Annotated in this window: 25 protein-coding genes; 13 read left to right on the top strand and 12 right to left on the bottom strand. The window is 73.4% G+C overall.

Annotated elements, in window-relative coordinates; all coding sequences use genetic code 11:
• Positions 1 to 65 precede the first annotated feature (65 nt).
• Entirely contained in the window at positions 66 to 2,624 is a 2,559-nt protein-coding gene (locus AC0HI0_RS01630; RefSeq protein ID WP_480930431.1) for a rhomboid family intramembrane serine protease, read from the top strand.
• A gap of 9 nt (positions 2,625 to 2,633) precedes the next feature.
• Here AC0HI0_RS01630 and AC0HI0_RS01635 read toward each other — a convergent pair whose 3' ends face one another.
• On the bottom strand, positions 2,634 to 3,338 hold the full coding sequence (locus AC0HI0_RS01635) for a TetR/AcrR family transcriptional regulator (protein WP_480930432.1): 705 nt from the start codon (positions 3,336 to 3,338) through the stop codon (positions 2,634 to 2,636).
• Between the two features lie 95 nt (positions 3,339 to 3,433).
• Between AC0HI0_RS01635 and AC0HI0_RS01640 the strand changes: the two genes are divergently transcribed.
• Entirely contained in the window at positions 3,434 to 4,444 is a 1,011-nt protein-coding gene (locus AC0HI0_RS01640; RefSeq protein ID WP_480930433.1) for an aldo/keto reductase, read from the top strand.
• A gap of 121 nt (positions 4,445 to 4,565) precedes the next feature.
• On the opposite strand, the gene AC0HI0_RS01645 is transcribed toward AC0HI0_RS01640, so the two are convergent.
• On the bottom strand, positions 4,566 to 5,363 hold the full coding sequence (locus AC0HI0_RS01645; RefSeq protein WP_480930434.1) for an IS5 family transposase: 798 nt from the start codon (positions 5,361 to 5,363) through the stop codon (positions 4,566 to 4,568).
• A 138-nt stretch (positions 5,364 to 5,501) separates the two neighbouring features.
• A complete protein-coding gene (locus AC0HI0_RS01650; protein WP_480930435.1) occupies positions 5,502 to 6,338 on the bottom strand; it encodes a transposase family protein in 837 nt (278 codons plus the stop codon).
• 267 nt (positions 6,339 to 6,605) lie between these two features.
• Here AC0HI0_RS01650 and AC0HI0_RS01655 point away from each other — a divergent pair, with 267 nt between their 5' ends.
• Entirely contained in the window at positions 6,606 to 7,373 is a 768-nt protein-coding gene (locus AC0HI0_RS01655; RefSeq protein ID WP_480934232.1) for an FAD-dependent monooxygenase, read from the top strand.
• Here the strand turns inward: AC0HI0_RS01655 and AC0HI0_RS01660 are convergent.
• The 4 genes from AC0HI0_RS01660 to AC0HI0_RS01675 form a co-directional block, all read right to left on the bottom strand.
• Positions 7,264 to 8,046, bottom strand: coding sequence for an IclR family transcriptional regulator domain-containing protein (locus AC0HI0_RS01660; protein WP_480930436.1), 783 nt, complete (start codon positions 8,044 to 8,046; stop codon positions 7,264 to 7,266). The genes AC0HI0_RS01655 and AC0HI0_RS01660 overlap by 110 nt on opposite strands.
• Before the next feature lie 90 nt (positions 8,047 to 8,136).
• The gene (locus AC0HI0_RS01665; RefSeq protein WP_480930437.1) at positions 8,137 to 9,312 is read right to left on the bottom strand and encodes a thiolase family protein; all 1,176 of its coding nucleotides are present in this window, start codon (positions 9,310 to 9,312) and stop codon (positions 8,137 to 8,139) included.
• Entirely contained in the window at positions 9,309 to 10,061 is a 753-nt protein-coding gene (locus AC0HI0_RS01670) for a CoA-transferase subunit beta (protein ID WP_480930438.1), read from the bottom strand. The genes AC0HI0_RS01665 and AC0HI0_RS01670 overlap by 4 nt, the downstream gene beginning before the upstream one ends.
• A complete protein-coding gene (locus AC0HI0_RS01675; protein WP_480930439.1) occupies positions 10,058 to 10,864 on the bottom strand; it encodes a CoA transferase subunit A in 807 nt (268 codons plus the stop codon). The genes AC0HI0_RS01670 and AC0HI0_RS01675 overlap by 4 nt, the downstream gene beginning before the upstream one ends.
• Before the next feature lie 132 nt (positions 10,865 to 10,996).
• Between AC0HI0_RS01675 and AC0HI0_RS01680 the strand changes: the two genes are divergently transcribed.
• Positions 10,997 to 11,455, top strand: a complete 459-nt coding sequence (locus tag AC0HI0_RS01680) for an SRPBCC family protein (RefSeq protein WP_480930440.1) — start codon at positions 10,997 to 10,999, stop codon at positions 11,453 to 11,455.
• A 17-nt stretch (positions 11,456 to 11,472) separates the two neighbouring features.
• Here AC0HI0_RS01680 and AC0HI0_RS01685 read toward each other — a convergent pair whose 3' ends face one another.
• Positions 11,473 to 11,802, bottom strand: coding sequence for a helix-turn-helix domain-containing protein (locus tag AC0HI0_RS01685; protein WP_480930441.1), 330 nt, complete (start codon positions 11,800 to 11,802; stop codon positions 11,473 to 11,475).
• Positions 11,803 to 11,906: 104 nt separating this feature from the next.
• Here AC0HI0_RS01685 and AC0HI0_RS01690 point away from each other — a divergent pair, with 104 nt between their 5' ends.
• A complete protein-coding gene (locus AC0HI0_RS01690) occupies positions 11,907 to 13,154 on the top strand; it encodes an epoxide hydrolase family protein (RefSeq protein ID WP_480930442.1) in 1,248 nt (415 codons plus the stop codon).
• Positions 13,155 to 13,171: 17 nt separating this feature from the next.
• Here AC0HI0_RS01690 and AC0HI0_RS01695 read toward each other — a convergent pair whose 3' ends face one another.
• On the bottom strand, positions 13,172 to 14,374 hold the full coding sequence (locus AC0HI0_RS01695; protein ID WP_480930443.1) for a cysteine desulfurase-like protein: 1,203 nt from the start codon (positions 14,372 to 14,374) through the stop codon (positions 13,172 to 13,174).
• 64 nt (positions 14,375 to 14,438) lie between these two features.
• Here AC0HI0_RS01695 and AC0HI0_RS01700 point away from each other — a divergent pair, with 64 nt between their 5' ends.
• Both AC0HI0_RS01700 and AC0HI0_RS01705 read left to right on the top strand, forming a co-directional pair.
• On the top strand, positions 14,439 to 14,657 hold the full coding sequence (locus tag AC0HI0_RS01700) for a PLDc N-terminal domain-containing protein (RefSeq protein WP_480930444.1): 219 nt from the start codon (positions 14,439 to 14,441) through the stop codon (positions 14,655 to 14,657).
• 339 nt (positions 14,658 to 14,996) lie between these two features.
• A complete protein-coding gene (locus tag AC0HI0_RS01705; RefSeq protein WP_480930445.1) occupies positions 14,997 to 15,329 on the top strand; it encodes a hypothetical protein in 333 nt (110 codons plus the stop codon).
• Positions 15,330 to 15,510: 181 nt separating this feature from the next.
• On the opposite strand, the gene AC0HI0_RS01710 is transcribed toward AC0HI0_RS01705, so the two are convergent.
• Positions 15,511 to 16,101, bottom strand: coding sequence for a DUF6939 family protein (locus AC0HI0_RS01710; protein WP_480930446.1), 591 nt, complete (start codon positions 16,099 to 16,101; stop codon positions 15,511 to 15,513).
• Positions 16,102 to 16,149: 48 nt separating this feature from the next.
• Here AC0HI0_RS01710 and AC0HI0_RS01715 point away from each other — a divergent pair, with 48 nt between their 5' ends.
• The 4 genes from AC0HI0_RS01715 to AC0HI0_RS01730 all read left to right on the top strand — a co-directional run bounded on the left by AC0HI0_RS01715 (position 16,150) and on the right by AC0HI0_RS01730 (position 19,896).
• On the top strand, positions 16,150 to 16,431 hold the full coding sequence (locus AC0HI0_RS01715; protein ID WP_480930447.1) for a metal-sensitive transcriptional regulator: 282 nt from the start codon (positions 16,150 to 16,152) through the stop codon (positions 16,429 to 16,431).
• A gap of 35 nt (positions 16,432 to 16,466) precedes the next feature.
• A complete protein-coding gene (locus AC0HI0_RS01720) occupies positions 16,467 to 16,673 on the top strand; it encodes a heavy-metal-associated domain-containing protein (protein ID WP_480930448.1) in 207 nt (68 codons plus the stop codon).
• Positions 16,674 to 16,736: 63 nt separating this feature from the next.
• Positions 16,737 to 17,642 carry a hypothetical protein gene (locus AC0HI0_RS01725; protein WP_480930449.1) on the top strand — a complete coding sequence of 302 codons (906 nt, stop codon included), beginning with the start codon at positions 16,737 to 16,739 and terminating at the stop codon, positions 17,640 to 17,642.
• Positions 17,632 to 19,896, top strand: a complete 2,265-nt coding sequence (locus AC0HI0_RS01730) for a heavy metal translocating P-type ATPase (protein WP_480930450.1) — start codon at positions 17,632 to 17,634, stop codon at positions 19,894 to 19,896. The genes AC0HI0_RS01725 and AC0HI0_RS01730 overlap by 11 nt, the downstream gene beginning before the upstream one ends.
• A 49-nt stretch (positions 19,897 to 19,945) precedes the next feature.
• On the opposite strand, the gene AC0HI0_RS01735 is transcribed toward AC0HI0_RS01730, so the two are convergent.
• A complete protein-coding gene (locus AC0HI0_RS01735) occupies positions 19,946 to 20,170 on the bottom strand; it encodes a hypothetical protein (RefSeq protein ID WP_480930451.1) in 225 nt (74 codons plus the stop codon).
• A gap of 93 nt (positions 20,171 to 20,263) precedes the next feature.
• Here AC0HI0_RS01735 and AC0HI0_RS01740 point away from each other — a divergent pair, with 93 nt between their 5' ends.
• Positions 20,264 to 20,845, top strand: coding sequence for a TetR/AcrR family transcriptional regulator (locus AC0HI0_RS01740; RefSeq protein ID WP_480930452.1), 582 nt, complete (start codon positions 20,264 to 20,266; stop codon positions 20,843 to 20,845).
• 5 nt (positions 20,846 to 20,850) lie between these two features.
• On the opposite strand, the gene AC0HI0_RS01745 is transcribed toward AC0HI0_RS01740, so the two are convergent.
• Positions 20,851 to 21,717, bottom strand: coding sequence for an alpha/beta fold hydrolase (locus tag AC0HI0_RS01745; RefSeq protein ID WP_480930453.1), 867 nt, complete (start codon positions 21,715 to 21,717; stop codon positions 20,851 to 20,853).
• Positions 21,718 to 21,837: 120 nt separating this feature from the next.
• Here AC0HI0_RS01745 and AC0HI0_RS01750 point away from each other — a divergent pair, with 120 nt between their 5' ends.
• Positions 21,838 to 25,026 (top strand): ATP-binding protein, encoded by a 3,189-nt coding sequence (locus AC0HI0_RS01750; protein ID WP_480934233.1) that lies wholly within the window; start codon positions 21,838 to 21,840, stop codon positions 25,024 to 25,026.
• Positions 25,027 to 25,104: the final 78 nt, after the last annotated feature.

The raw sequence follows: 25,104 nt of genomic DNA on the forward strand, positions 1-25,104 counted from the left end.
ACCGCCGGTGTCGTCGTGCGGCCGGACACGGGTCACCGTGACGAGTACGGGAAGGTGTTCGAGGCGTGTTGACGGGCGTGAGTGGACGTGCGCTGGGCGGGGTCGCCCGGCGGGCCCGACTGGAACGGGTAGCGGCCGGGGCGGTGCGGCTCGCCGCCGTGGCGCGCCGGGCAGGCGGACTCGGCTCGTTCACCCGTCGCGCGCCGGTCACCGTGATCGCCCTGGTGATGCTGTGGACGATCGGCGCGACCACGGGGAGCCTGTGGGCCGGGCCGTCCGACGACCTGTTGGAGTACGTCGGGTTCGGCGTCACCTCGCCGCTGTGGACCTCCCTCACGTCGTCGCTGTGGTGCGCGAACCTCGCGGGCTACCTGGCGACGACCGTCCTGTTGTTGCTGTTCGGGCCTACCGCGGAGCGTGAATTCGGGTCGCTGCGCGCGGCCGGGCTCCTCGTGTCGACCCACGTGCTCGGCGTGCTCGCGGGCAGCGGCCTGGTGCAGGTCGGCGCGGCGGCCGGGTGGAGCTGGCTGGACTACCTGGGCTACGACCTCGCGGTCGGCCCGTCACCCGGCGTCGTCGGCATGGCGCTCGCGCTGAGCTTCCGCCTGCCGCCGCTGTGGCGTCGGCGGGTGCGCCTGCTGCTCGTGCTCACGCTGCTGGTGCTGGCCCTGTACTCGGGCTACCTCCAGGACGTGCTGCGGCTGTGCGGGGGCATCGCCGGACTGGTGATCGGCGCGATCGCCGTGCGCGGACGTCCCGCACCCGCGCCGCCGTCCCGTGAAGAGACCCGTCTGCTGGTCGCGCTGCTGATCGCCGCGTCCGCGTTGGGGCCCGTGGTCGTGCTGATGTCGCCTTACTCCAACGGGCCGCTGTCGTGGTTCGCCGACGTGCTCGCCGTCCCGCAGCCCGACGCCGAGACGTTGGCGTCCTACTGCTCCGAGCCCGACCTGGTCGACCTGTGCCACACGTTGTCCACGCAGGCCGTGTACGACCGGCTGCCCGCGTTGTTGATGTCCGTCATGCCCGCTTTGCTGCTCCTCGTGCTCGCCGAGGGGCTGCGGCGCGGCCGGCGGTTCGCGTGGTGGGCCGCGCTGGTCGTCAACATCGCCATGACCGGGCTGATCGGCTGGTACCTGTGGGAGGCGGTGCTGCTCACCGGCACCACCGTGACACCGAGCGTGCTGATCGAGTACTGCATCCCGTTCCTGCTGCCGCTGGGCATCGCGGTCGTGCTGCTGGCGACCCGCCCGCACTTCCCGCTGGCCACGCCCGTGCGGCGGTTCTGGAAGGTCACCATCGGCGGCCTGGTCGGGCTCAGCGCCGTGTACCTGCTCGGCGGGTGGCTGGCGCGCGAGCAGTTCACCCCCGAGCCCGAGTTCCTCGACCTGCTGGCCGACCTGCCCGCGCGGTTCCTGCCGCCGGGGTACCTCGGCCTGGTGTCCACGCCGTTCCGGCCGGACGACTTCCTCGCCGCCGTGCTGTTCGAGTACATCGGCGCGGTGTTCTGGCTGATCGTGCTCGGAGCCATCCTCCAGGCGTCGTGGAGCGCGCGCCGCGTGGAGGACGAGCACGCCGCCGGACGGGCCCGTGAGCTGATGGTCGCGCACGGCGGGACGTCGTTGTCCTACATGACGACGTGGCGTGGCAACCGGTACTGGTTCACGCCGGACGGCCGAGCGGTCGTCGCCTACCGCGTGGTCGCCACGATCGCCCTTACCGTCGGCGACCCCATCGGTCCGCCCGACGCGTGCCGTGAGGCCGTGCGCGGGTTCGCGAAGTTCTGTGCGCACGAAGGCTGGACGCCGTGCCTGTACAGCATCAGCGAGGAGCTGCGCAACGAAGTCGCGCCGTTGGGCTGGCACGCCGTGCAGGTCGCCGAGGACACCGTCATCCCGTTGTCGGAACTCCAGTTCACCGGCAAGAAGTGGCAGGACGTGCGCACGGCGCTCAACAAGGCCGCCAAGCAGGGCGTGACCGCCGAATGGGTGCGCTACGCCGACGCGCCGCCCGCGCTCACCGACCAGATCCGGTCCATCTCGGCCGCGTGGGTGGCCGACAAGGGCCTGCCGGAGATGGGGTTCACGCTGGGCGGGCTGGAGGAGCTGTCCGGCGACGGTGTGCGGGTGCTGATCGCGGTCGACGCGGACCGGACCGTGCACGGCGTGACGAGTTGGCTGCCCGTGTACGTGGACGGGCAGGTCGCGGGGTGGACGCTGGACTTCATGCGGCGGCGGGCCAACGCGTTCGCCGGGTCCATGGAGTTCCTGATCGCGTCGGCGGCCATGACGTTGAAGGAGGAGGGGGCCGGTTTCCTCAGCCTCTCCGGCGCACCCCTGGCCCGCCTCGACCGGGGCGTCCGGGCGTGCGGGGTGCAGCGGGTGCTGGACTTCGCCGGCCAGGTCCTGGAACCGGTCTACGGCTTCCGCTCGCTGTTCGCCTTCAAGGCCAAGTTCCAGCCGCTCTACCGCCCGATGTTCATGGCCTACCCGGACCCCGCCGCGCTGCCCCGGATCGCGAACGCCGTCGGCCGCGCCTACCTGCCCGGCATGAACATCCGCCAAGGCGTCCGGCTGGCGCGGATGCTCGCCGCCCGCCGCGTCCGCCGCCCGTCCCCGGCCCGCTGACCCGCCCGCTCAGCCGGCGGCCAGCCGCCGCAGCCAGTCCTGCAGCAACGCGGCCTCGGCCGGGCTCAACGGGTGGGACTGCCGGTTGAGCGTCATGTCCAGGGCCAGCGCGCGGGCGGACAGCGAGGCGTCCAGTTCGGGCTGGTCGTCGGTGGTGATCGAGGCCAGCACGATCTCCCTGGTGTGCGCGGAGAGGTCGGGGTCGCCGCCGCCCTCCCCGGGAGGATCGGCGATCAGGCTCAGCGTCACGCCCGCGCCGGCCGCCTGGATGATGCTCGCGGCGGTCTCCGGCGGCACCCGCAGCCGGCCCGCCTCGGCCACCCGTTCCACGATGGAGAGCAGGATCCGGTAGGCGTCGGCCGCCGCCGCGGGCCGCTTGCCGGGCCGCGCCGCGCCGTACATCAGCACGTAGAAGGCCGGGTGGGTGAGCCCGAAGTCGACGTGGCTGTCCCACCCGCGCCGCAGGTCCTCGACCGGGTCGCCGTCGCTGGGCGTCGCCAGCTTGGTCTCCAGGTACCGCTCGAACCCGTACGCGGCCACCGCGTCGAGCAGCCCCTGCTTGTCGCCGAACAGCCGGTACAGCGCCGGTGCCTGCACCCCGGCCGCCGTCGCGACGGCCCGCGTCGACACCGCGTCGATCCCGCCCTCGCTCAGCAACCCGGCGGCCGCCGAGATGATCCGCTCCCGGGCTGTGCCACCCGCGCCCTCAGTCATGGGAACAACGTTAACACGATCGTGGGTAGCGCTGATACCGGACCACTGCTAACGTGGAGTCGTTACCACCGCTACCCACCCCCGGAGGAACCCCGATGTCTCCCTTCCCCACCCGCTCCCTGGGCCGGTCCGGCCCGCAGGTCTCCGCCCTCGGCCTGGGCCTGATGGGCATGTCCGACCTCTACGGCCCGGCCGACGAGGCGGAGAGCACCGCCACCGTTCACGCCGCGCTGGACGCGGGCCTGACCTTGCTCGACACCGGCGACTTCTACGGCATGGGCCACAACGAACTGCTCCTGCGCGACGCCCTGCGCTCCGCGTCCCGCTCGCGGGACGACGTGGTGATCAGCGTCAAGTTCGGCGCCCTGCGCGACCCCGGTGGGGGCTGGTCGGGTACCGACGGGCGGCCCGAGGCGGTCAAGAACTTCGCCGCCTACAGCCTCCGCAGGCTGGGCACCGACCACATCGACATCTACCGCCCGGCCCGCCTGGACCCGGCCGTCCCGATCGAGGACACCGTGGGGGCCATCGCGGAACTGGTGGAAGCGGGCCACGTCCGCCACATCGGCCTGTCCGAGGTGGGTGCCGAGACCCTGCGCCGAGCCCAGGCCGTGCACCCGATCGCCGACCTCCAGATCGAGTACAGCCTGCTGTCCCGGGGCATCGAGGCGGAAATCCTGCCCGTGGCGCGGGAACTGGGCATCGGCATCACCGCGTACGGAGTCCTGGCCCGGGGCCTGCTCTCCGGCCACTGGGCCCCGGCCCGTGAGCTGCCCGACCAGGACTACCGCGCCATCAGCCCCAGGTTCCAGGGCGACAACCTGACCCGAAACCTCGAACTGGTCGACGCTCTCCGGGCCGTGGCGGAAACCAAGGGCGCCACCGTCGCCCAAGTGGCCATCGCCTGGGCCTACCACCAAGGCGACGACATCATCCCCTTGGTGGGAGCCCGAACCCGAACCCGCCTGTCCGAAGCCCTGACAGCGACAACCCTGCCCCTCACCACGACAGACCTGGCCGCCATCGAACGAGCCATCCCAGCCGGCGCCGCGGCAGGCACCCGCTACGCCGCGCCCATGATGAGCGACCTGGACAGCGAACGCTGATCCCTCCCCACCCAGCGACCAGTTCCCGGCGGAGAGCCACTGCCGACCGCACTTCGGCACCGTGACACAGCTCCGGCACCGTCGAAGTGGGGCAGTGGGCCAGGTCGACTTGGCGATCAGATCAGATGAGCTTTCGTAGGCAGATGATCGAGCAGGCCAGGCTGAGGGTCGCCTGGTGGACGTCGGCTCGGCGTTCGGTGCGGACGCGGGGTGGTCGGAAGCCTTTGGGCCGAGTGACGGTGCGTTCGACCGGCCACCGGATCTCGCCGAGGTCGGAGCCGTGTTCGACGCCGCGTCGGGCAATGACCGGCGTGATGCCGCAGGTGCGGACCGGGCGGGGGTGCTTGTCGTGGTCGTGGTCGTGGTGGGCGTGGAGCCGGCGCGGGCGCCGCCTGGGCTTGCCGACCATCCCGCGGATCGGGGGGACCACATTGATCAACGGGATCAACCGGGTGACGTCGTTGCGGTGTCCACCTGTCAGCGTGGCGGCGAGCGGGATGCCGGTGGCGTCGGTGATCAGGTGGTGCCTGGAGCCCGGTCTGCGCGGGTCGATCGGGCTCGGCCCGGTGTGGTCCCCCCTTGTGAGGGCACGCGGATGTGTCGAGTCCTCCCGCGCGGTGGACAGGTCCAGCGGCCCGGCGGCGCGTAGCTCGGCGAGCAGGCGTTCGTGCAACCGTTGCCACACACCGGCCTCGTGCCACTTGGTCGACCGCCGCCGACACGTCGCGCCCGGCGCGCCGAACAGGGCGGTGGGCAGCCGGTTCCAGCCGATGCCGGTACGCACCACGTACAGGATGTCCTCCAACGCCGCCCGGTCGTCGGCACGTCTGCGACCTGGGTGACGGAAACGCCTGGGATGCAACGGGATCAGCGGTTCGAGCCGGAACCACGGCTCGTCGGTCAGGGCCTCCTCGCGCACACGGCGAGGGTGGAACCCCCTGCGCGACCGACAAAGCCGACACCCCAGCTCATGTTGAACTGATCTGTTAGCGGAGTCGTAACGACCTCGTGCATGGTTGGTGGCCAGGCGTGCAGCGGTGACAGGCGAACGTGTTGGTTACCGTGTGGTGGGTGGAGTGCGGTGGTGGTGTTGGTGGTCGGAGGGCAGCCCGGCTGCCGCCCGGATGGTGTGGTCGAAGACCTCGCGCCGGCCGAGGTGGCGGGTGAGGGATCGCCAGTTCTTGAGGTGGGCGATGGCGTGTTCGACGCGGATACGTCGTGGCGAGTGGGCTTTGCGTTGTGCCGCGTGGAGTCTCTCGTACCGGGGTGGTGGGTTCTTCCGGAATTTGTGGTGCGGCGGTGTCACCACCTGACCCGCGGGGTCGGTGAGCATCATGGTCTTGACGGCGTTCTGCCTGGACTTGTCGGAGGCGAACCGGTCCCGGTCGACCGTGGTCGCCGGCGGGCGGCGGATCCCGGCATCGGTGGCGTCCGGGATCGCACCCGTGCCGCCCACGGCGAGGTGGTCGACGACCTCGGCCAGGGTTCGCGACCGCCGGCCATCCTCGACCCGACAACCGTGTTCGGCCGACAGCGGCCGGATCTGGTTGACCGTACGGGTGATCGTGGAAGGGTCGACACGGGACCACGCGGCGAGCACATCGTGTGTGACTCCGTGACGCAGATGCACCGGTGTCGCCGACAGACGATCCACGAACACCGGCTTGTACTTCGTGCCCGCACCCGGAGCGCGCCGCTGCGGACGAGCCGCCAACCTGGCGTCCTGCCGGTCCTGCCACAGCGGCCCGATCTCCGTCGCCAATTCGGCGATCAGCCCCGACGACAACCCGGTGATCCGGCGCGACGACAGCACCGCAACACGACCCACGCCAAGATCATCCCAGCCCGGCCGCCCAACCATGTACGAGTTCGTAAGGGATGTCTCGTAACCCATGCGGGCCGGGATGTGTTCGGCGCGGGTGTGGGTGCGGCGGTGGGTGGTGTCGAAGTTCGCCTTCTGCCATGACCGGGCGTCCGGCGAGTGCGTTGGCGATGCCGGAGTCGCGGTAGGCGGTGCGGTCGTTGAGGTTGCCCGGTTCAGGCGGCGATCTGGCGTGGACCGGCGGGGGGCAGGCGTGCGCGGTCGCCGTGCTGCGGCGTTGGTTTGTCCGCCGCACCCGGCGCGGACTGTGGAGTGGAGGGGAGTGTCGTGGACACGGACGTGATCGTCGTCGGGGCGGGGCCGACGGGGCTGATGCTGGCGGGTGAGCTGTGCCTGGGCGGTGCCCGGGTGGTGTTGCTGGAACAGTTGGCTCAGCCCACCGGGCAGTCGCGTGGGTTGGGTTTCACCGCGCTGGCGGTGGAGACCTTCGGGCAGCGCGGGCTGCTGCCGTGGTTCGGTGGGGCGGAGACCAGCCGGCTGGGTCATTTCGGTGGTGTGCGGTTCGACTACGGCGTGTTGCCCGATGGGCATTTCGGCGTGCGGGGCATTCCGCAGTCGCGGACCGAGGCCGTGTTGGGGAAGTGGGCCGGGGAACTCGGTGCGGACGTGTGTCCGGGTTGGGAAGTGGTGGACTTCGCGGACGACGGTGACGGGGTGACGGTCACCGCCGCCACTTGGGTTCGACTCCCGGGCACGTCGGCGACCCGGGGGATGTACTTGGCCGACGTGGTCGGCTGTGACCTGCGGCCGCCCCGGCCGTTGGGGGAGCGGCTGCCCGGCGGCATGGGGCGACGCGGGTGTCGGCTTCGATGGCGACTCGGCGGTTCGTGGAGTGCCGGGAGTTCTTGGGCCGTTCGGCGCGTCGGCGTTCGCGGGCCCTTGGGCATCGGGAGTTCCCCGTCGCACGGCGTGGTGCGCGACCAGGCGCGCCCACGGCTCAGCCGGCGAGGTCCTTCTCGATTCCCGCGCAGGCGGCCAGCAGCGGAGGGAGCATCTCGTGTCGCATTCGGTCCACCGTCGTGCGGCTGGCGTGGGTCGACACGTTGACCGCCGCCACCACCCGTCCCGCCCGGTCGCGTACCGGAGCGGCGATGGAGCGGAGTCCTTCCTCCAACTCCTGGTCGACCAGCGCCCACCCCTGGTCGCGCACCTTGTCCAGCTCGGTCCGCAGCACGTCCAAGGAGGTGATCGTGTGAGAGGTCAACGCTTCCAACCGAACCCCGCCCAGGCACGCCGTCAACTCACCGGCGGGCAGGCCCGCCAACAGCACGTGCCCCATCGACGTCGCGTGAGCCGGGAACCGGGTGCCCACCGTGATCGACACCGCCATGATCCGGGACACCGCGAACCGGGCCACGTACACCACTTCGGCCCCGTCCAGCACCGAGGCCGAAGTGGACTCCCGCACCTCCGCCGACAACCGCTCCAGGTGTGGCTGCGCCACATCGGGCAGCGCCGCGCTCGACAGGAACGCGTACCCCAGCTCCAACACCCGAGCCGTCAACGAGAAGCGTTTGCCATCGGTGCGCACGTACCCGAGATCGACCAACGTCAGCAGGAAACGCCGCGCCCCGGCCCGGGTCAGCCCGGTCCGCTTGGCGACGTCGGTCAGCGTCAACGCCGGGCTGTCGGCGGTGAACGCGCGGATCACCGCCAAGCCGCGTTCCAGCGACTGCACGTAGTGCGCCCCGCGCTCCGGCGGAGCCTCCTGCTCGGTCATGGTGGCGTCCACCTTATCCGCCGGTCACCCCGACTCACCGTGCGACAACCGCCCACCCTGCACCAACCGCCCGACGCGCGGTGGCCGGCGCTACGCCTCCAGCACGACCGCCAGCCCCTGGCCGACGCCGATGCACAGCGCCGCCAGGCCCCACCCGCCACCGCGCCGCCGCAACTCGTGCGCCAGTTGGAGCACCACCCGTGCGCCGGACGCGCCCAGCGGGTGGCCGATGGCGATCGCACCGCCGTTGACGTTGACGATCTCCGGGTCCAGCTCCGGCCAGTCCGTCAGGCACGCCAGCGACTGGGCGGCGAACGCCTCGTTCAGCTCCACCACGGCGAGGTCGCCCCAGCCGATCCCGGCTCGGCGCAGCGCGGTCTCGGCGGCCTGCACCGGGCCGAGGCCGAACACCTGCGGGTCGACGCCGGCCGCGCCCCGGCCCGCGATCCGGGCCAACGGGGTGCGGCCCGCGTCGTCGGCGGCCTGCTTCGAGCCGAGCAGGAGGGCCGCCGCGCCGTCGTTGAGGGGGGAGGCGTTGCCGGCCGTGACCGTCCCCTGTGGACGGAACGCGGGCTTGAGCCCGCCGAGCTTCTCCAGGCTGGTGTCGGCGCGGATGCCTTCGTCGAGCGCCGCCGCCACGCCGGGCGGGGGCACGACGTGGGTGTCGTAGAAGCCGTCGTCCCACGCCTTGGCGGCGAGTCGGTGGCTGCGCAGGGCGAACTCGTCCTGCCTCTCGCGCGTCACGCCGTACCGCTCGGCGAGCTGCTCGGTGGCCTCGCCGAGCGACGTGGTCCACTCGGCGGGCATGGCCGGGTTGGTCATCCGCCACCCCAGCGTGGTGGAGTGCAGCGTCTCCGGTCCGGTCGGGAAACCCTTGCCGGGCTTGAGCAGCACCCACGGGGCGCGGCTCATCGACTCCACGCCGCCCGCCACGACCAGCGACGCGTCGCCGACCGCGACGGTCCGCGACGCCTGCATGACGGCGTCCATCCCCGAGCCGCACAGCCGGTTGACCGTGGTCCCCGGCACGGACGTCGGCCAGCCCGCGAGCAGCGCCGCCATCCGGGCCACGTTCCGGTTGTCCTCGCCGGCCTGGTTGGCGTCGCCGAACACCACTTCGTCCACGGTCGCCGGGTCGAGGTCGGTGCGGTCGCGGAGGGTGCGCAGGACGTGCGCGGCGAGGTCGTCCGGGCGCACGCCGGACAGAGCGCCACCGTAGCGGCCGAACGGGGTGCGCACGCCGTCGAGCACGAACACGTCGGTCACTTCGATGCCTCCTTGAGCGCCCGCAGCGCGGCCAGCTCCTGGTCGGTGGGCGGGGGAGTGCGGTCGAGGTCCGGGGCGACCTTCAGATCCCAGCCGGTCGCGGCGTGGACGTCGTCCACCGCCACGCCCTCGTGCACGGCGGTGAGCACCAGTTCCGAGGTCTCCGGGTCGGGGCGGAACTCGCCGAGGTCGGTGATCACCAGGGTGGGGCCCGCGCCGCGCAGACCCAGCCGCTCGCGGTCGCCCTTGCCCCGGCCGTGGCCGAACGAGGTGACGAAGTCGACCCGGTCCACGAACGACCGGCTGCTCTGCCGCACCACCACGTACACCTCGCGGCACGACGCGGCGATCTCCGGGGCACCCCCCGCGCCGGGCAGCCGCACCTTGGGGTGGTGGTAGTCGCCGCCGATGACGGTCGTGTTGATGTTGCCGAACCGGTCCAGCTGGGCCGCGCCGAGGAAGCCGACGTCGATCCGGCCGGGCTGCAACCAGTAGTTGAACACCTCGGGCACGCTGATCACCGCGTCGGCGGTCTCGGCCAGCACGCCGTCGCCGATGGACGCGGGCAGCCGGTCCGGTTTGGACCCGAGCGTGCCGGACTCGTAGACCAGCACGAGGTCCGGCGCGTGGGTGCGGCGGGCCAGGTTGGCGGCGGTGGAGGGCAGGCCGATGCCGACGAACACCCGTTGCCGCCCGGACAGCGCGCGGGCGGCGGCGACCGCCATCATCTCGTCCGACGTGTGGTTCATGCCGCCTCCCTGACCTGCTCCAGCCACCGGCCGAACTCGTCGCGGTCCCGGCTGATCGGGTCCCACGCGGCGTAGTAGGCGTTGTCCCGCTCGGAGTACCCCTGCGCGTACGAGGGGTGCGCGCCGCCGGGCACCTCGGCGACCCGGGTGACCGCCCAGGACGGCAGCACGATCGCGCCCGGCACGGGGGTCAGCTCGTCCACGACCTCCTCGACCGTCACGAGGCTGCGCCGCGCGGCCAGCACGGCTTCCTTCTGCACCCCGAGCAGCCCCCAGAGCTGCACGTTGCCGTTCCGGTCGGCGCGCTGGGCGTGCACGATCGCGACGTCCGGGTTGAGCGCGGGCACGGCCGTCAGCTCCTCCCCGGTGAACGGGCAGGTGATGGGCTTGATGGTGCCGGTCACCGACGACAGGTCGGTGCCGACGTACCCGCGCAGCACCGCGAACGGCAGGCCGGACGCGCCGGCGACGTACCGGTTGGCCATGCCGGCGTGGCTGTGCTCCTCGATCTCCAGGGGCACCGGCCACGAGTTCTGCACGGCGTCCCGGAATCGGTGCAGCGACCCGACACCGGGGTTGCCGCCCCAGGAGAACACCAGCTTGCGCGCGCAACCCGCGCCGATGAGCTGGTCGTAGACGATGTCGGGGGTCATCCGCACCAGGGTCAGGTCGCGCCGCCCCTGCCGGATGATCTCCTGCCCCGCCGCCGTCGGGATGAGGTGGGTGAACCCTTCGAGGGCCACCACGTCCCCGTCGCCGACGAGGTCGCCGACCGCCTCCGCCAGTGTTCCGATCTCCGCCACGGCATCCTCACGTGTTCGTATACCGAACAAAAGTTCTACATACGAACATACGAGGGCGTGGCGGCCCGGTCAACCCCGCGAGGTCGTGACGAGGATCTTCCGGTGGCCCTTACCGGTCAGTAGATTCACGCCGTGGACAAGCCCGACGCGAGTGGCAGCATCGACGTGGCCGCCCCGGCCGACCGGGTGTACGACCTGGTCAGCGACCTGCCGGGGATGGCGGACCTGGCCCAGGAGTACTCGGGCGGGCGGTGGCTGAACGCCGACGGCCCGCGCGTGGGCGCGCGCTTCCGGGGCACCAACAAGCGCGGTGTGCGCTTCTGGTCCACGGTCTCCACCGTCACGCACGCCGAGCCGGGCAGGTTCGCGTTCGAGGTGCGGTCGCTGGGGCTGGCGGTGTCGCGGTGGCAGTACGACATCGAGCCGGGGCCGGGAGGCTGCCGGGTCACCGAGAGCGCCTGGGACCGCCGCCCGGCGTGGTTCCGCCCGGTGACCGTCCTGGCCACGGGCGTCCGCGACCGCACGCGGGAGAACCAGCGCAACATCGAAACCACGCTGGCCCGCCTCAAGCAGGCCGCCGAACGCCCCTGACCCGGACCGCCCGCCCGCTACGAGCGCTTGAGGCGGCGCTTGAGCTCGGCGACCAACTCCTCGTCGCTCAGCTCGGCCGGGTTCGGTCGGGTGTGCCGCAGCTGCGCCTCCTCGGGGGTCAGCAGCTCGGCGGCGACCAGCACCTCCAGCGGGCTCACCTCGAACAGCTTCGCGATGGCGCGCGCCGTCTCGATGCTGATCGACTTGCCGCGCCGCCAGTCCGTGAACCGGCTGCGGTGCACGCCGGTGGCGCGCGCCAGGTCACCCGTGTTCAGGCCACGGTTCTCCAGGTTGGTCTCGATGTAGGTCCACAGGGGCGACGGCGTGATGTTCTGCTCTGGGCTCACGCGGACATACTAGTTGCGCGTACGCAACGCTCAACTGTTGCGTACGCACGTCCCTCGACCCGGTGATACCGGCACCCTAATGGGTGTGGTGGAAGACTGGTCCGGTGGTCGACGAACTTGATGTGACGCCTGGCGGCGCGTTCCCGTTGGCAGCCCAGCCGATCCACGTCCCCGACGACGTGCTGACCGACCTGCGGACCCGGCTCCGGCTGACCCGGTGGCCGGACGACGCCGGCAACGAAGATTCGTTCTACGGGGTGAATCGCGGGTACCTGCGCGAGCTGGTCGACTACTGGCTCACCGAGTACGACTGGCGCGCGGCCGAGGCCGCGATCAACGCCTACGAGCACTACCGGGTGACCGTGGACGGCGTGCCGGTGCACTTCATGCGCAAGCCCGGCGTCGGACCCGCTCCCGTGCCGCTGATCCTGACGCACGGCTGGCCGTGGACGTTCTGGCACTGGGCCAAGGTGGTGGACCCGCTCGCCGACCCCGGCGCGCACGGCGGCGACCCGGCCGAGGCGTTCGACGTGATCGTGCCGTCGTTCCCCGGCTTCGGGTTCTCCACGCCGCTGCCCGACCACCCGGACCTGAACTTCTGGAAGGTCGCCGACCTGTGGCACCGGCTGATGACCGACACGCTCGGCCACACCCGCTACGCCGCCGCCGGCTGCGACGTGGGCGCGCTGGTCACCGGCCAGTTGGGGCACAAGTACGCCGACTCCCTGTACGGCATCCACATCGGGTCGGGCCAGATGCTCACCATGTTCAACGGCGACCGGGGGTGGGACCTCAGCGGCGGGCGGCCCATCCCGGACGGCCTGCCGGCGGACGTCCGGGCGCGGCTGGTCGCGTTGGAGCGCCGGTTCGCCGCGCACCTGGCGGTCCACGTGCTCGGGCCGAGCACGCTCGGGTTCGGCCTGTCGGACTCGCCGGCGGGGATGCTCGCGTGGATCCTCGAACGGTGGATCACCTGGAGCGCCAACGACGGTGACGTCGAGTCGGTGTTCTCGAAGGACGACCTGCTCACCCACGCGATGATCTTCTGGGTGAACAACGCGATCTCCACGTCGATCCGCACCTACGCCAACAACAACCGCTACCCGTGGCAGCCGTCGCACGACCGGTGGCCGGTGGTCGAGGCGCCGACCGGCATCACGTTCGTGGCCCACGAGAACCCGCCCGGCGTGACCACCGACCAACGGGTGCGCAGCTTCCTGGACAGCGAACGCGCCGCTTGGTACCACCACGTCAACCTCACCGCGCACGATCGCGGCGGCCACTTCATCCCGTGGGAGATCCCCGACCTGTGGGTGGACGACCTGCGCCGCACCTTCCGCGACCGCCGCTGACCGGTTGCCCTGCGCCGTCAGGACTTCAGGAAGTCGCGCAGCGCGGTGAGCAGGCGATCGACCTCGGCGTCCGTGGAGTAGGCGGCCAGGCCCACCCGGAGGCCGCCGGTGTCGCCGAGGCCCAGCCACCGGGATGCCTCGATCGCGTAGAACGAACTCGCGGGGGCGTTGATGTTCCGGGTCGCCAGGTAGCGGTAGGCGTCGATCGGGGGCCGGTCGGCGAAGGTGACCAGCAGGGTCGGGGTCCGGGAGGCGGCGCGGGACCACAGGGTCACCCCCGGCAGGTCCCGCAGGCCCTGCTCGGCGGCCGCCCGCAGGCGGTCTTCGTGTGCGCCCACTGCCTGCCACGACGTGACGATGCGGCTTCGGCGGTCGCCGTCGCCCGGGGTCAGGCCGGCGATGAAGTCCACGGCGGCGGTGGTGCCCGCCAGCAGTTCGTACGGCAGCGTGCCCAGCTCGAAGCGTTCGGGTACCGCGTCGGAGGACGGCAGCAGCTTGTCCGGGTCCAGCGTTGCCAGCAGGGCGGGGTCCGCCGCCAGCACGCCGCAGTGCGGGCCGAAGAACTTGTACGGCGAGCACACGAAGACGTCCGCGCCCAACGCCGTCACGTCCACCGCGTGGTGCGCCGTCAGGTGCACGCCGTCCACGAAGAACAGCGCGCCGCGATCGTGCACCAGGCGGGCGATGTCGGCCAACGGCGGACGGGTGCCGATCAGGTTGGACGCCCCGGTCACCGCGACCAGCCTGGTCTCGGGTGACAGCACGGCGGCCACGTCGTCGGGGGTCAGCTCGCCGGTCGCCGGGTCGAAGCCGGCCCACCTGACCACCGCGCCGACCCGTGCCGCCGCCTGCACCCACGGGCGGATGTTCGCGTCGTGGTCCAGCCTGCTCACCACGACCTCGTCGCCCGGCTGCCACGTCTTGGCCAGCACCTGGGCGAACTCGTAGGTCAACTGGGTGGCGCTGCGCCCGAACACGATCCCGGCCGGGTCGGCGGCCAGCAGGTCGGCCACCGCCCGCCGCGCGGTGCGGACCACGTCGTCGGCCGCGCGTTCGGCGGCGGTGACCGTGCCCCGGTTGGAGATCGAGGACACCATCACGTCCCGCACGGCGTCCGCGACCACGGCGGGCATCTGCGAGCCACCCGGTCCGTCGAAGTGCGCGGTTCCGGAGGACAGGGACGGGAAGCGGGCGCGGACGGCCTCGACGTCGTAGCTCATGCGCCCACTCTGGCAGCCCGCTCCGGCTCGCGGCACTCGCCGGCGGCGCGCAGAATCGGCCGGTATGGACAAGCACCGCGGGTGGAGTGGGCTCGGACCGGGGGAGCGGCGGGCGGTCGTCGGCCTCGGCGCGGCGCAGGTCGCCTTGGCGCTGGCCGCCTGGATCGACCTGGCCCGACGCGCGCCGGCCGCGGTGAACGGGCCCAAGCGGCGTTGGGCGCTGCTCATCGCGGTGAACTTCGTCGGCCCGCTGGCGTACTTCAAGTGGGGGCGCAGGCGGTGACGGCGGCCGATCCGTGCCGGCGAGGGTGCGGCACGGGGAGAGGACGCGCACCCGGCGTGCACCGGGTGGCGCGTCCCGGCCGGCAGCCGGCGGCACGGCCTGGGGGTGCCGTCCTCGCCGGTCGCCGGGGTGGGAGCGGCGGCCCGATCGCCACTCCGAGTCCGGGAGCCGCCCCTGGTCGGACCCGGGAGCGGCGTCGGCTGCCACGGTGCCACCGGGGCGCGGTCGACCGCAGAGTCGGAAGTCCCTGATGAACAGGGACCCCGGTACTGACCTCCGGCCCTGGGCGGTGCGGGCGGGTGCGGACCAAGGTGTGCTGTGACGTGAGGGAGGTCGACCATGGACGCGCGGATTCCCCGGCTGGTGCGGCGGGTGTTCCCCGGCCGCAACCCGCTCGCCCGGCCCGGTGACCGGTTCGAGGGCGCGCTGCTGGTGGCGACCGCGGCGGTGGTGCTGCTCAGCCTGCCGGTCGCGGCGGCGATCGGGTCCGAGACGAACGTGACCAGCGGCCTGGGGACCGCGCTGCTGGTCACGGCGGGGATCTGGGTGGCGGCCGGCGGCGGCATGGTGCTGGTGTGCGTGCTGACGCGGTTGGCGCACAACCGGATCCGGGCCCGGCACTGGGAACAGGAGTGGAAGGCGTTCGAACTGGTCTGGCGCAAGTCCGCCTAGTGCGTGGACCGCGCACGGTCACCGGGTACGTGCGGCGGGGCGAGCAGGGCGCGAGCCGGGTGCGGCGGTCGATGATCATCCTGGCGTCGGATCCTGGCCGGGCGGGGACGACCTGTCCGCCGACAGGACCCCGGAAGTCCCAGGGCGGCCGGCCACAACGTCGGGCCGCTACGCACCTTCGTCATCGCCAACTCCGCTCATCCCGACCACGCCGTGTTGCGCAGGCGCGCAGGGCGGCGACCTCGTCCACCACCCGGTTCTCCAGGACCCACCGGTAGACCGGCAGGTGGATGCGCCGCCGGGCGTCTTCGTAGGACAGCAGTTCCGCGCCGTGCGCGCCGGTGCGGTGGCCGAGCACCTCGCCGTGGCGGCGGACCGTGCGCTTGAGCCCGGTCATCCCGGCGACCCGGAGCTTGGCCAGGTCGACGTCCGCCTCCCGGAACACCTTGGGCGCCTGCCAGATCCCCTCCGCGGACGCGCCGGTCACGTGCGGGGTGAACGGCACCGGGATCCCGCCGTGCGGGTAGAACGGGCTCAGCCGCACCCACGGCTGCGGCCCGCGCGAGGTCACGTCGACCACCACCGCGCCGGGGTGCGCCTTCTCGATCGCCACGGCGCTTCGCCGCCGACTCGTCACGTGCAACGCCACGTACCCCACCCGGTCCGGCCACCACGACCTCGACACCGCAGCGGCGGGGTCCGACAGTCCGGGTCCGGTGAGGTATACCCCTACCGGGCATGGGTGTGTGATGGGTCTCTCCCAAGTTGACACCGGTATACCCCATGGGGGTATAAATGCGGTGGCTGAGAGGAGCGGGACATGCGGGGCTACAGCACCGGCAAGGACGACTACCTGGCGCGGCTGCGCCGGGTGGAGGGGCAGGTCCGGGGGTTGCAGCGGATGGTGGAGAACGACGAGTACTGCATCGACGTGCTCACCCAGATCGCCGCCGCGACCAAGGCGCTCCAGGCCGTCTCGCTCGGCCTGCTCGACCAGCACCTCAAGCACTGCGTGGCCGACGCGCTCGCGCAGGGCGGCGACGGTGCGGAGGAGAAGGTCCGCGAGGCGAGCGACGCGATCGCCCGCCTGGTCCGCTCCTGAACGGCTCCGGCACTCACGAGGAGGAACTTTTCCCCATGGCAGAGACCACTTTCACCGTCACCGGCATGACCTGCGGGCACTGCGCGTCGTCGGTGACCGAGGAGGTCACCCGGATCGCCGGGGTCACCGACGTGGCCGTCGACGTCCCCACCGGCGCGGTCAAGGTCACCAGCGCCGAGCCGGTCGCCGAGGCGGACGTGCGCGCGGCGGTCGAAGAGGCGGGCTACGCGCTCGCCACCTGAGCAGGACCCACCGGAGCCCGCCCGAGCGGGGCGGGCTCCCCGGTTTCACCGAGGAACACCACCATGAACACAGCAGCGAAGCTCTCCGCCTACGGTGTGGCGCTCGTCCTGGTCGCGGGTGCGGCCTGGGCGGTCGGGAGCGCTGTCGGTCCCCTTCGCGCCGATTCCGCCGAGCGCGGTCACGGCGAGGCGCACGGCGGCGAGGACGCCGGGCACGGGGACGACCACAGCGCCACCGTCGCGGGGGCCGAGCAGGACCAACCCGCCGGGTTGGCGTCGTCCAGGGGCGGCTACACCCTCACGCCCACCGACTCGACGCCCACCGCGGGATCACCCTTCACCTTCCGGATCTCCGACCGCGAGGGCCGTGCGGTCACCGCGTTCGAGGTCGAGCACGACCGGCGGATGCACCTGATCGTGGTCCGCCGGGACACCTCCGGCTTCCGGCACGTGCACCCGGAGATGGCACCGGACGGCACCTGGTCGGTGCCGCTGGACCTGCCCGACGCGGGCACCTACCGGGTGTTCGCCGACTTCACGCCGACCGGCGGCCAGGCCGTCACGCTGGGCGCGGACGTCTCCGTCGCCGGCGCGTTCGAGCCCCGCGCCTACGCGCCCTCGCGGGTCGCCGAGGTCGACGGCTACCAGGTCCGGCTCACCGGCGACCTGGTGCCCGGCGAGGCGTCGCCGCTGAAGGTGACGGTGGCCGAGGGCGGCACGCCGGTCACCGACCTCCAGCCCTACCTCGCCGCGTACGGGCACCTGGTCGCGTTGCGCCAGAGCGACCTCGCCTACCTGCACGTGCACCCCGAGGGCGCGCCCGGCGACGGCAGGACCGCGCCGGGGCCGGAGATCTCGTTCGTCGCGCAGGTGCCGACCGCCGGGACCTACCGGCTGTTCCTGGACTTCCGGCACGCGGGCGTGGTGCGCACCGCCGAGTTCACCGTGGAGGCGGGTCATGGCCACTGACCTCGAACTGTCGATCACGGGCATGACCTGCGCGTCCTGCGCGGCCCGGATCGAGCGCAAGCTCAACCGGCTCGACGGCGTGACCGCGACGGTCAACTACGCCACCGAGAAGGCCAAGGTCACCTTCCCCGAGGGGCTCGACCCGGCGACGCTGGTCGAGCAGGTCGAGGCCGCCGGGTACGGCGCGACCCTGCCGCACGCGCGAACCGCCGACGTGGCGGAGGAAGACCCGACGGCGGCGCTGCGGCAGCGGCTGGTCGTCTCGGCGGCGCTGTCGGTGCCGGTGGTCGCGCTGGCGATGGTGCCCGCGCTCCAGTTCACCTACTGGCAGTGGATCTCGCTGGTGCTCGCGGCCCCGGTGCTGGTGTGGGGCGCGCTGCCGTTCCACCGGGCGGCGTGGACGAACCTGCGGCACGGCGCGGCCACGATGGACACGCTGATCTCGATGGGGACGCTCGCCGCGTTCGCGTGGTCGCTGTACGCGCTGCTGTTCGGCACGGCCGGCACGCCCGGCATGACCCACGCGTTCGAGCTGACCATCGCGCCGACGGACGGCGCGGGCTCGATCTACCTGGAGGTCGCCGCCGGCGTCACCACGTTCATCCTGGCGGGCCGGTACTTCGAGGCGCGGTCCAAGCGCCGGGCCGGTGCCGCGCTCACCGCGCTGCTGGAACTGGGCGCGAAGGACGTGGCGGTGCTGCGGGACGGCCGCGAGACCCGGATCCCGATCGCGGACCTCGCGGTGGGCGACCGGTTCGTGGTGCGGCCGGGGGAGAAGGTCGCCACCGACGGCGTCGTGGAGGACGGCGGCTCGGCGGTCGACGCGAGCATGGTGACCGGCGAGTCGGTGCCGGTCGAGGTCGGCCCCGGCGACGCGGTGGTCGGCGCGACGGTCAACGCGGGCGGCCGGCTCGTGGTGCGGGCCACCCGGGTCGGCGGGGACACCCAGCTCGCCCGGATGGCGAAGCTGGTGGAGGACGCGCAGAACGGCAAGGCGCAGGCGCAGCGGCTGGCCGACCGGGTGTCGGCGGTGTTCGTGCCGATCGTGATCGCGCTGGCCGTCGGGACGCTCGCGTTCTGGCTGGGCACCGGCGAAGGGGTCGCGGCGGCGTTCACCGCCGGGGTCGCGGTGCTGATCATCGCCTGCCCGTGCGCGCTGGGCCTGGCCACGCCGACCGCGCTGCTGGTCGGCACGGGCCGGGGCGCGCAGCTCGGCATCCTGATCAAGGGGCCGGAGGTGCTGGAGTCGACCCGCCGGGTGGACACCGTCGTGCTGGACAAGACCGGCACCGTCACCACCGGCCGGATGAGCCTGCTCGCCGTGCACGCCACCGGTGCCGAGGACGAGGTGCTGCGGCTGGCGGGTGCGCTGGAGAACGCCTCCGAGCACCCGATCGCCAAGGCCGTCGCGGCCGGCGCGCGGGAGCGGGTGGGCGACCTGCCCGCCGTGGAGGGGTTCCAGAACCTGGCCGGTCTGGGCGTCCAGGGCGTGGTCGACGGGCACGCGGTGCTCGTCGGCCGGGAACGCCTGCTCGCCGAGTGGAGCGTGCACCTGGGCGAGGACCTGGCGCGGGCCAAGCGGGACGCCGAACGGCAGGGCCGCACGGCCGTGCTGGTCGCGTGGGACGGCGCGGCGCGGGCGGTCCTGGTGGTCGCCGACGCGGTGAAGCCCACGTCGGCCGAGGCGGTCCGGCGGCTGCGCGAACTCGGCCTGACCCCGGTGCTGCTGACCGGCGACAACGAGGCCGCGGCCCGCGCGGTGGCCGCCGAGGTGGGCATCGACGAGGTGTTCGCCGAGGTGCTGCCGCAGGACAAGGTCGACGTGGTGGCCCGGCTCCAGGCCGAGGGCAAGGTGGTCGCGATGGTCGGTGACGGCGTGAACGACGCGGCGGCGCTGGCCAAGGCGGACCTCGGGTTGGCCATGGGCACCGGGACCGACGCGGCGATCGAGGCGAGCGACCTCACGCTGGTCCGGGGCGACCTGCTGGCGGCGGTGGACGCGATCCGGCTCTCGCGGCGCACGCTGGCCACGATCAAGGGCAACCTGTTCTGGGCGTTCGCCTACAACGTGGCGGCGCTGCCGCTGGCCGCCGCCGGGCTGCTCAACCCGATGATCGCGGGTGCGGCGATGGCGTTCTCGTCGGTGTTCGTGGTGTCGAACAGCCTGCGGCTGCGCGGGTTCCGCGGTACCGCGCCGACGACCGCGCCGGTCGCCGCCCCGGCCCGGCCGAAGGCTCCCGCCCCGGTCGGCTGACCCACCCGCGACCGGTGGCCCGGAGCTGCCCGCTCCGGGCCACCGGTCGTCAGCGGCCGCGCCGGCCCAGCGCCTTGGCCTTGTCGTGCGCCCACCCCGCGAGCACCGCGCCCAGCGCCGCGCCGACCAGGTGCGCGGCCAGTTGCCCGCCGAAACCGCCGGGCACCCAGCCCAGCAGGCCGCTGTCGGCGTGGTCGACGAGCAGCCGGATCGCGCCCTGCGCGCCGACGACCAGCACGATCGCACCGATGATCTGAAAGACGTCGTACTTCACGGACCTTCCCCCTCACACCCGTTCCAATGCAGTTGCACTGTAATAGGATGGAGGGGGCTTATGCAATGCGGGTGCATGGGAAAAGGGGCGCGGGTGCCGAAGGTCGTGGACCACGAGGAACGTCGGCGGCGGCTGGTCGAGGCCGTGTGGGCGCTCGCGGTGCGCAGCGGGCTGGAAGGCGTGACGCTGCGCGGGGTCGCCGCCGAGGCCGGTGTGTCGATGGGCCAGGTCCAGCACTACTTCCCGACGATGGAAGCCCTGGTCCGGGACGCGCTGGAGCGCTGCGTCCGCGAGTTGAACGCCCGGATCGAGCGGTCGATCCTCGCGGTCGCCGACGCCGGGGCCGCCGTCGTGCTCCGGGAGTGCCTGCACGCCCTGATCCGCCCCGACGAGGAGAGCACCCGGCTGATCCGGTTCTCCGTCGCGGTGCTCGGCCGGACCATCTCCGACCCGACCCTGGCCAGGGTGCTCGCGCCCGGCGACGACGAGCTGATCTCGTTCACCGCCGGGCTGATCGCCGCCGCGCGCCGGGGCACCGGTGACGACCGGCTCGACGCCGACATCTGCTGGTCGCTGGCCACCTCGCTGGGCGTGGACATCGCGATCGGGCACCGCACCCCGGAGGCCGCGCGCGAGGTGCTGGACCACCAGATCGACCGGGTGCTGCGCCCGTAGCAAGCTCAGCGCGCGAGCAGGTCGCGCAGCGCCCGCACCACCTCGGCCGGCGCCTCCTCGGCCATGAAGTGCCCGCAGGTCACCGTCTCGTGCACCAGGTCGTCGGCCCACGCCCGCCACCGGCCGGCCGCGTCGAACCCCAGCGCCGCGCCCCAGTCCTGCTGCAGCACGGTCACCGGCATCCGCAGCCGGTTGCCGGCCGCGCGGTCCTGCTCGTCGTCGGCCACGTCCACGCCCGCCGACGCCCGGTAGTCGGCCACGATCGACGGGATCGCCGCGCGGGACGCGGCCAGGTACGCGTCGCGCACGTCGGCGATCGCCTCGGGCTTGTTCGCCCAGACGTCCAGGAAGTGCCCGAAGAACGCGTCCGGCGCGCCCGCGATGAGCTGTTCGGGCAGGTCCGGTGCCTGCGCCAGCAGGTACAGGTGGAAGCCGACGGCCGCCGAACGGCCCTGCATGACCTCCCACGCGTCCAACGTCGGCAGCACGTCCAGCGACGCCAGGTGGGTGACCGCGTCCGGGTGGTCCAGGCCGGCGCGGATCGCGACCAGCGCGCCCCGGTCGTGGCCGGCCAGCGCGAACCGGTCGAAGCCGAACGCCTTGGCCAGGGCCACCACGTCCGCCGCCATGGTGCGCTTGGCGTAGGTCCGGCCGGTGTCGGCGGGCCGGTCGCTGTCGCCGTAGCCGCGCAGGTCGGGGCAGATCACGGTGTGGTCGGCGGCCAGGTCGGCGGCGACGTGCCGCCACATCAGGTGGGTCTGCGGGAAGCCGTGCAGCAGCACGACCGGGCTCCCCGACCCGCCCACGGCCACGTTCAGCCGCACCCCGTCGGCGACGGTGACGCGCTGCTGGTCGAATCCGGTGATGGTCATCGGTGGTTCCTCTCGATCGGTGCCGCCAGGCTGTCCGAGCCCGATCAGCAACCGGTCAGCATCGGCTTCGCCACGTCGCTGACCAGCGGCGACGAGGCACCCCGCTAGGCTGACCGGGTGATGGAGTTCGGGGTGCTCGGCCCGCTCACCGCGAGCGGACCCGGCGGCCCGGTCGACCTCAAGGGGCCCCGGCACCGGGCGGTGCTGGCCCGCCTGCTGGTCGCCCGGGGCCGGGTGGTGCCGGTGTCCCGGCTGGTCGACGACCTGTGGCCGGACCCGCCGGACGGCGCGGTCGGCGCGGTGCAGAGCTTCGTGTTCACGCTGCGCCGCGCGCTGGAACCGGACCGGCCCGCCCGCACCCCGCCCCGCCTGCTGGTCACCGCCGCACCCGGCTACGCGCTGGTCACCGACGAGGTGGACGCGCTCGGCTTCGAAGCCGCCGTGCACGAGTCCCGCGACCGGCTGGCGGCCGGCGACCCGGGAGCCGCGCTCGCGGCGGCGGACGCGGGCCTCGCGCGGTGGCGCGGACCGGCCTACTCGGAGTTCGCCGACGAGCCGTGGGCGCGCGGCGAGGTGTCCCGGCTCGACGAGTTGCGCCTGCTCGCCGTGGAACGCCGGGTGGAGGCGGTGCTGGCGCTGGGCCGGCCCGCCGAGGCGGTGGCCGACCTGGAAGCGCACCTGGCCGCGTGGCCGTGGCGGGAGAACGCCTGGCGGCTGCTGGCCCTCGCGCTCTACCGGTCCGGGCGGCAGGCCGACGCGCTGGGCGCGCTGCGCCGGGCCCGGGACTCGCTGGCCGGTGAGCTGGGCGTCGACCCCGGGCCGGGCCTGCGCCTGCTGGAGGCCGACATCCTCGACCACGCGCCGCACCTGGCCGGCACCCCGGCTCCGGTCGCCCCCGCCGTGGTCGCCCCGGCTCTGGCGGTCGCCCCCGGTGCGACGTCCACGGGCGGGACGTTCGTGGGTCGCGAGGCCGAACTGGCCCGGCTGCTGGGGGCCGCCGGCGAGGTCGGCGCGCGGCGGCGGCTCGGCGTCGCGCTGGTGTCCGGCGACGCGGGCGCGGGCAAGACCGCGCTCGTCGAGGAACTCGCCGCGCGGCTCGCCGGCTGGACCGCCGAGTGGAGCCGGCACCACGAGCAGGGCGGCGGGCGGCTGCTGCCCGACGACGCCGGGCCGGACCGGCGGCGGGCGCTGGTCGAGCACCTGGCCGCCGCGCCCGGCCCGCTGCTGCTGGTCGTGGACGACCTGCACTGGGCCGGGCCGGACGTGCTGGAGCTGCTGACGGCCCTGGTCGCCGAGCCGGTCGACCTGCCGGTGCTGCTGGTCGGCACCTACCGGAGCACCGAGATCCCGGCCGCGCTGGGCGAGGCGCTGGCCCGGCTGGCCCGGGTCGAACCCGTGCGGGTCTACCTGGGCGGGCTGCCCGAGGCGGACGTGGCGCGGCTGGTGCGCGCGACCGCCGGCCGGGACGTGGACGACGCCACCGCGCGGGCCGTCCACCGGCGCAGCGGCGGGAACCCGTTCTTCGCTCGGGAACTGGCCCGGCTGCTGGACGACGAGGGCGTGGCGGTGCTGTCCGCCGTGCCCGAGGGCGTGCGGGACGTCATCCGGCGCAGGGTCGACGGGTTGCCGCCCGCGCACCGGCAGGTGCTGAGGCAGGCCGCGGTCCTCGGCCGGGACGTCGACCTGGACGTGCTGGTCGCGCTCGCCGGGGCGGAGGACGTCGTGCTGGACGCGGTGGAATCCGCGCAACTGCTGGGTTTCGTCGCCGGACGCGGGCCGGACGCGGTCCGGTTCTCGCACGACCTGGTGCGCGACACGCTGTACGCGGACATCCCGGAGTCGCGCCGGTCGCGCTGGCACGCCGCCGTCGCGCAGGTGGTCGAACGCGACCGGCCGGACGACGTGGAGACCGTCGCGCACCACTACGTGCGGGCGGAAAGCCGTGCCACGGCGGCGAAAGCGGCGCACTACGCCCGGTGCGCCGCCGAGCGCGCCGAACGCCGCTTCGCCCCGCACGAGGCCGTCCGCTGGTGGCGCGACGCCATCGCCGCCTACGACCGCGCCCAGGACGTGACGCGCCCCGGGGCGGAGCCGGCACGCGGGCCCGCGGCGGAACGGGCGCGGCTGGAGGCGGTGATGGGGTACGTGCGTGCGCTGGCCGTCACGGGGGAGTTGGCCGCCGCCCGTCGGTCGCGCGCCGAGGCGCTGGCCGCCGCCGAGCGGGTCGGCGACCCGGACCTGGTCGCCGCCGTGCTGGGGTTGTTCGACGTGCCCGCGATCTGGACCGGCAACGACGACCAGGCGCTGGCCGACCGGGTGGTGGCCGTCGCGGACCGCACGCTCGCCGCGCTCGCCCCGGACCGGCGCGCCGAGCGCGCGAGGCTGCTGGCCACCGTCGCGCTGGAACTGCGCGGCACGGCCGGGGACCGGGGTCGGCGGGCGGCGCGGGAAGCGGAGGCGATCGCCCGCGAACTGGACGACCCGGCGCTGCTCGCGTTCGCGCTCAACGGCCGGTTCATGCAGTCCTTCGAACGCGCCGGCCTCGCGCCGGACCGCGTCCGGATCGGGCGCGACCTGCTCGACGTGTCCACCCGGCACGGCCTCGTCGCGTTCGAGGTGCTGGCCCACCTCGTGCTGCTGCAAGCACATTCCGCGCTCGCCGGGTTCACCGCCGCCGACGGGCACGCGGACGCCGTCGACCGCATCGCCGAACGCCACGAACTGCCGCTGGTCGGCGTGTTCACCGACTGGTACGCCGCGCTGCGGGCGTCGGTCGCGGGGCGCGACGCCGACGCGCGGGCCGCCTACAGGGTCGCCGCCGCCCGGCTCGGCGGCACCGGGATGACGGGTCTGGAGGCCGGCATCGGGCCGTTCGCCCTGCTGTGCCACGGGATCGGGGCCGGCGGGCCGGTCCGGGTCGACCTCGGCGAGGACTGGGGCCCGTACCGGCCGTGGGCGCTCGCGCTGAGCCTGCTCGACGCCGGCCGGGCCGTCGAGGCGCGCGCCGCCGTGCGGGAATCACCGCGCGACCTGCTCTACGAGGCGCGGACGTGGCTGACCGGGTTGGTCGCGCTCGGTCTCGACGACCGCGACCTGACGGGTGAGGTGTACGCGGCGCTGCGGCCGGCGGCCGGGGAACTGGCCGGGGCGGGCAGCGGGTTGCTCGCGCTCGGGCCGGTGGCCGGGCTGCTCGGCCGGCTCGCCGGGGCGCTGGGCCGTCCGGGTGATGCCGAAGAACATTTCCGGCAGGCCCGGGAGGTCGTCCGCAAAGCCGGTGCGGCGCACTGGGAAAACGCGCTCCGGGGGTGATCACCGGCCGCCGCGCGAGTGCTCTGCGATTCTCGCGCGCAATCGCGGGGGCGGTGGTGCGCCCCCGCGATCCGTCGT

It is taken from the genome of Saccharothrix sp. NBAS 001, from assembly GCF_056640475.1.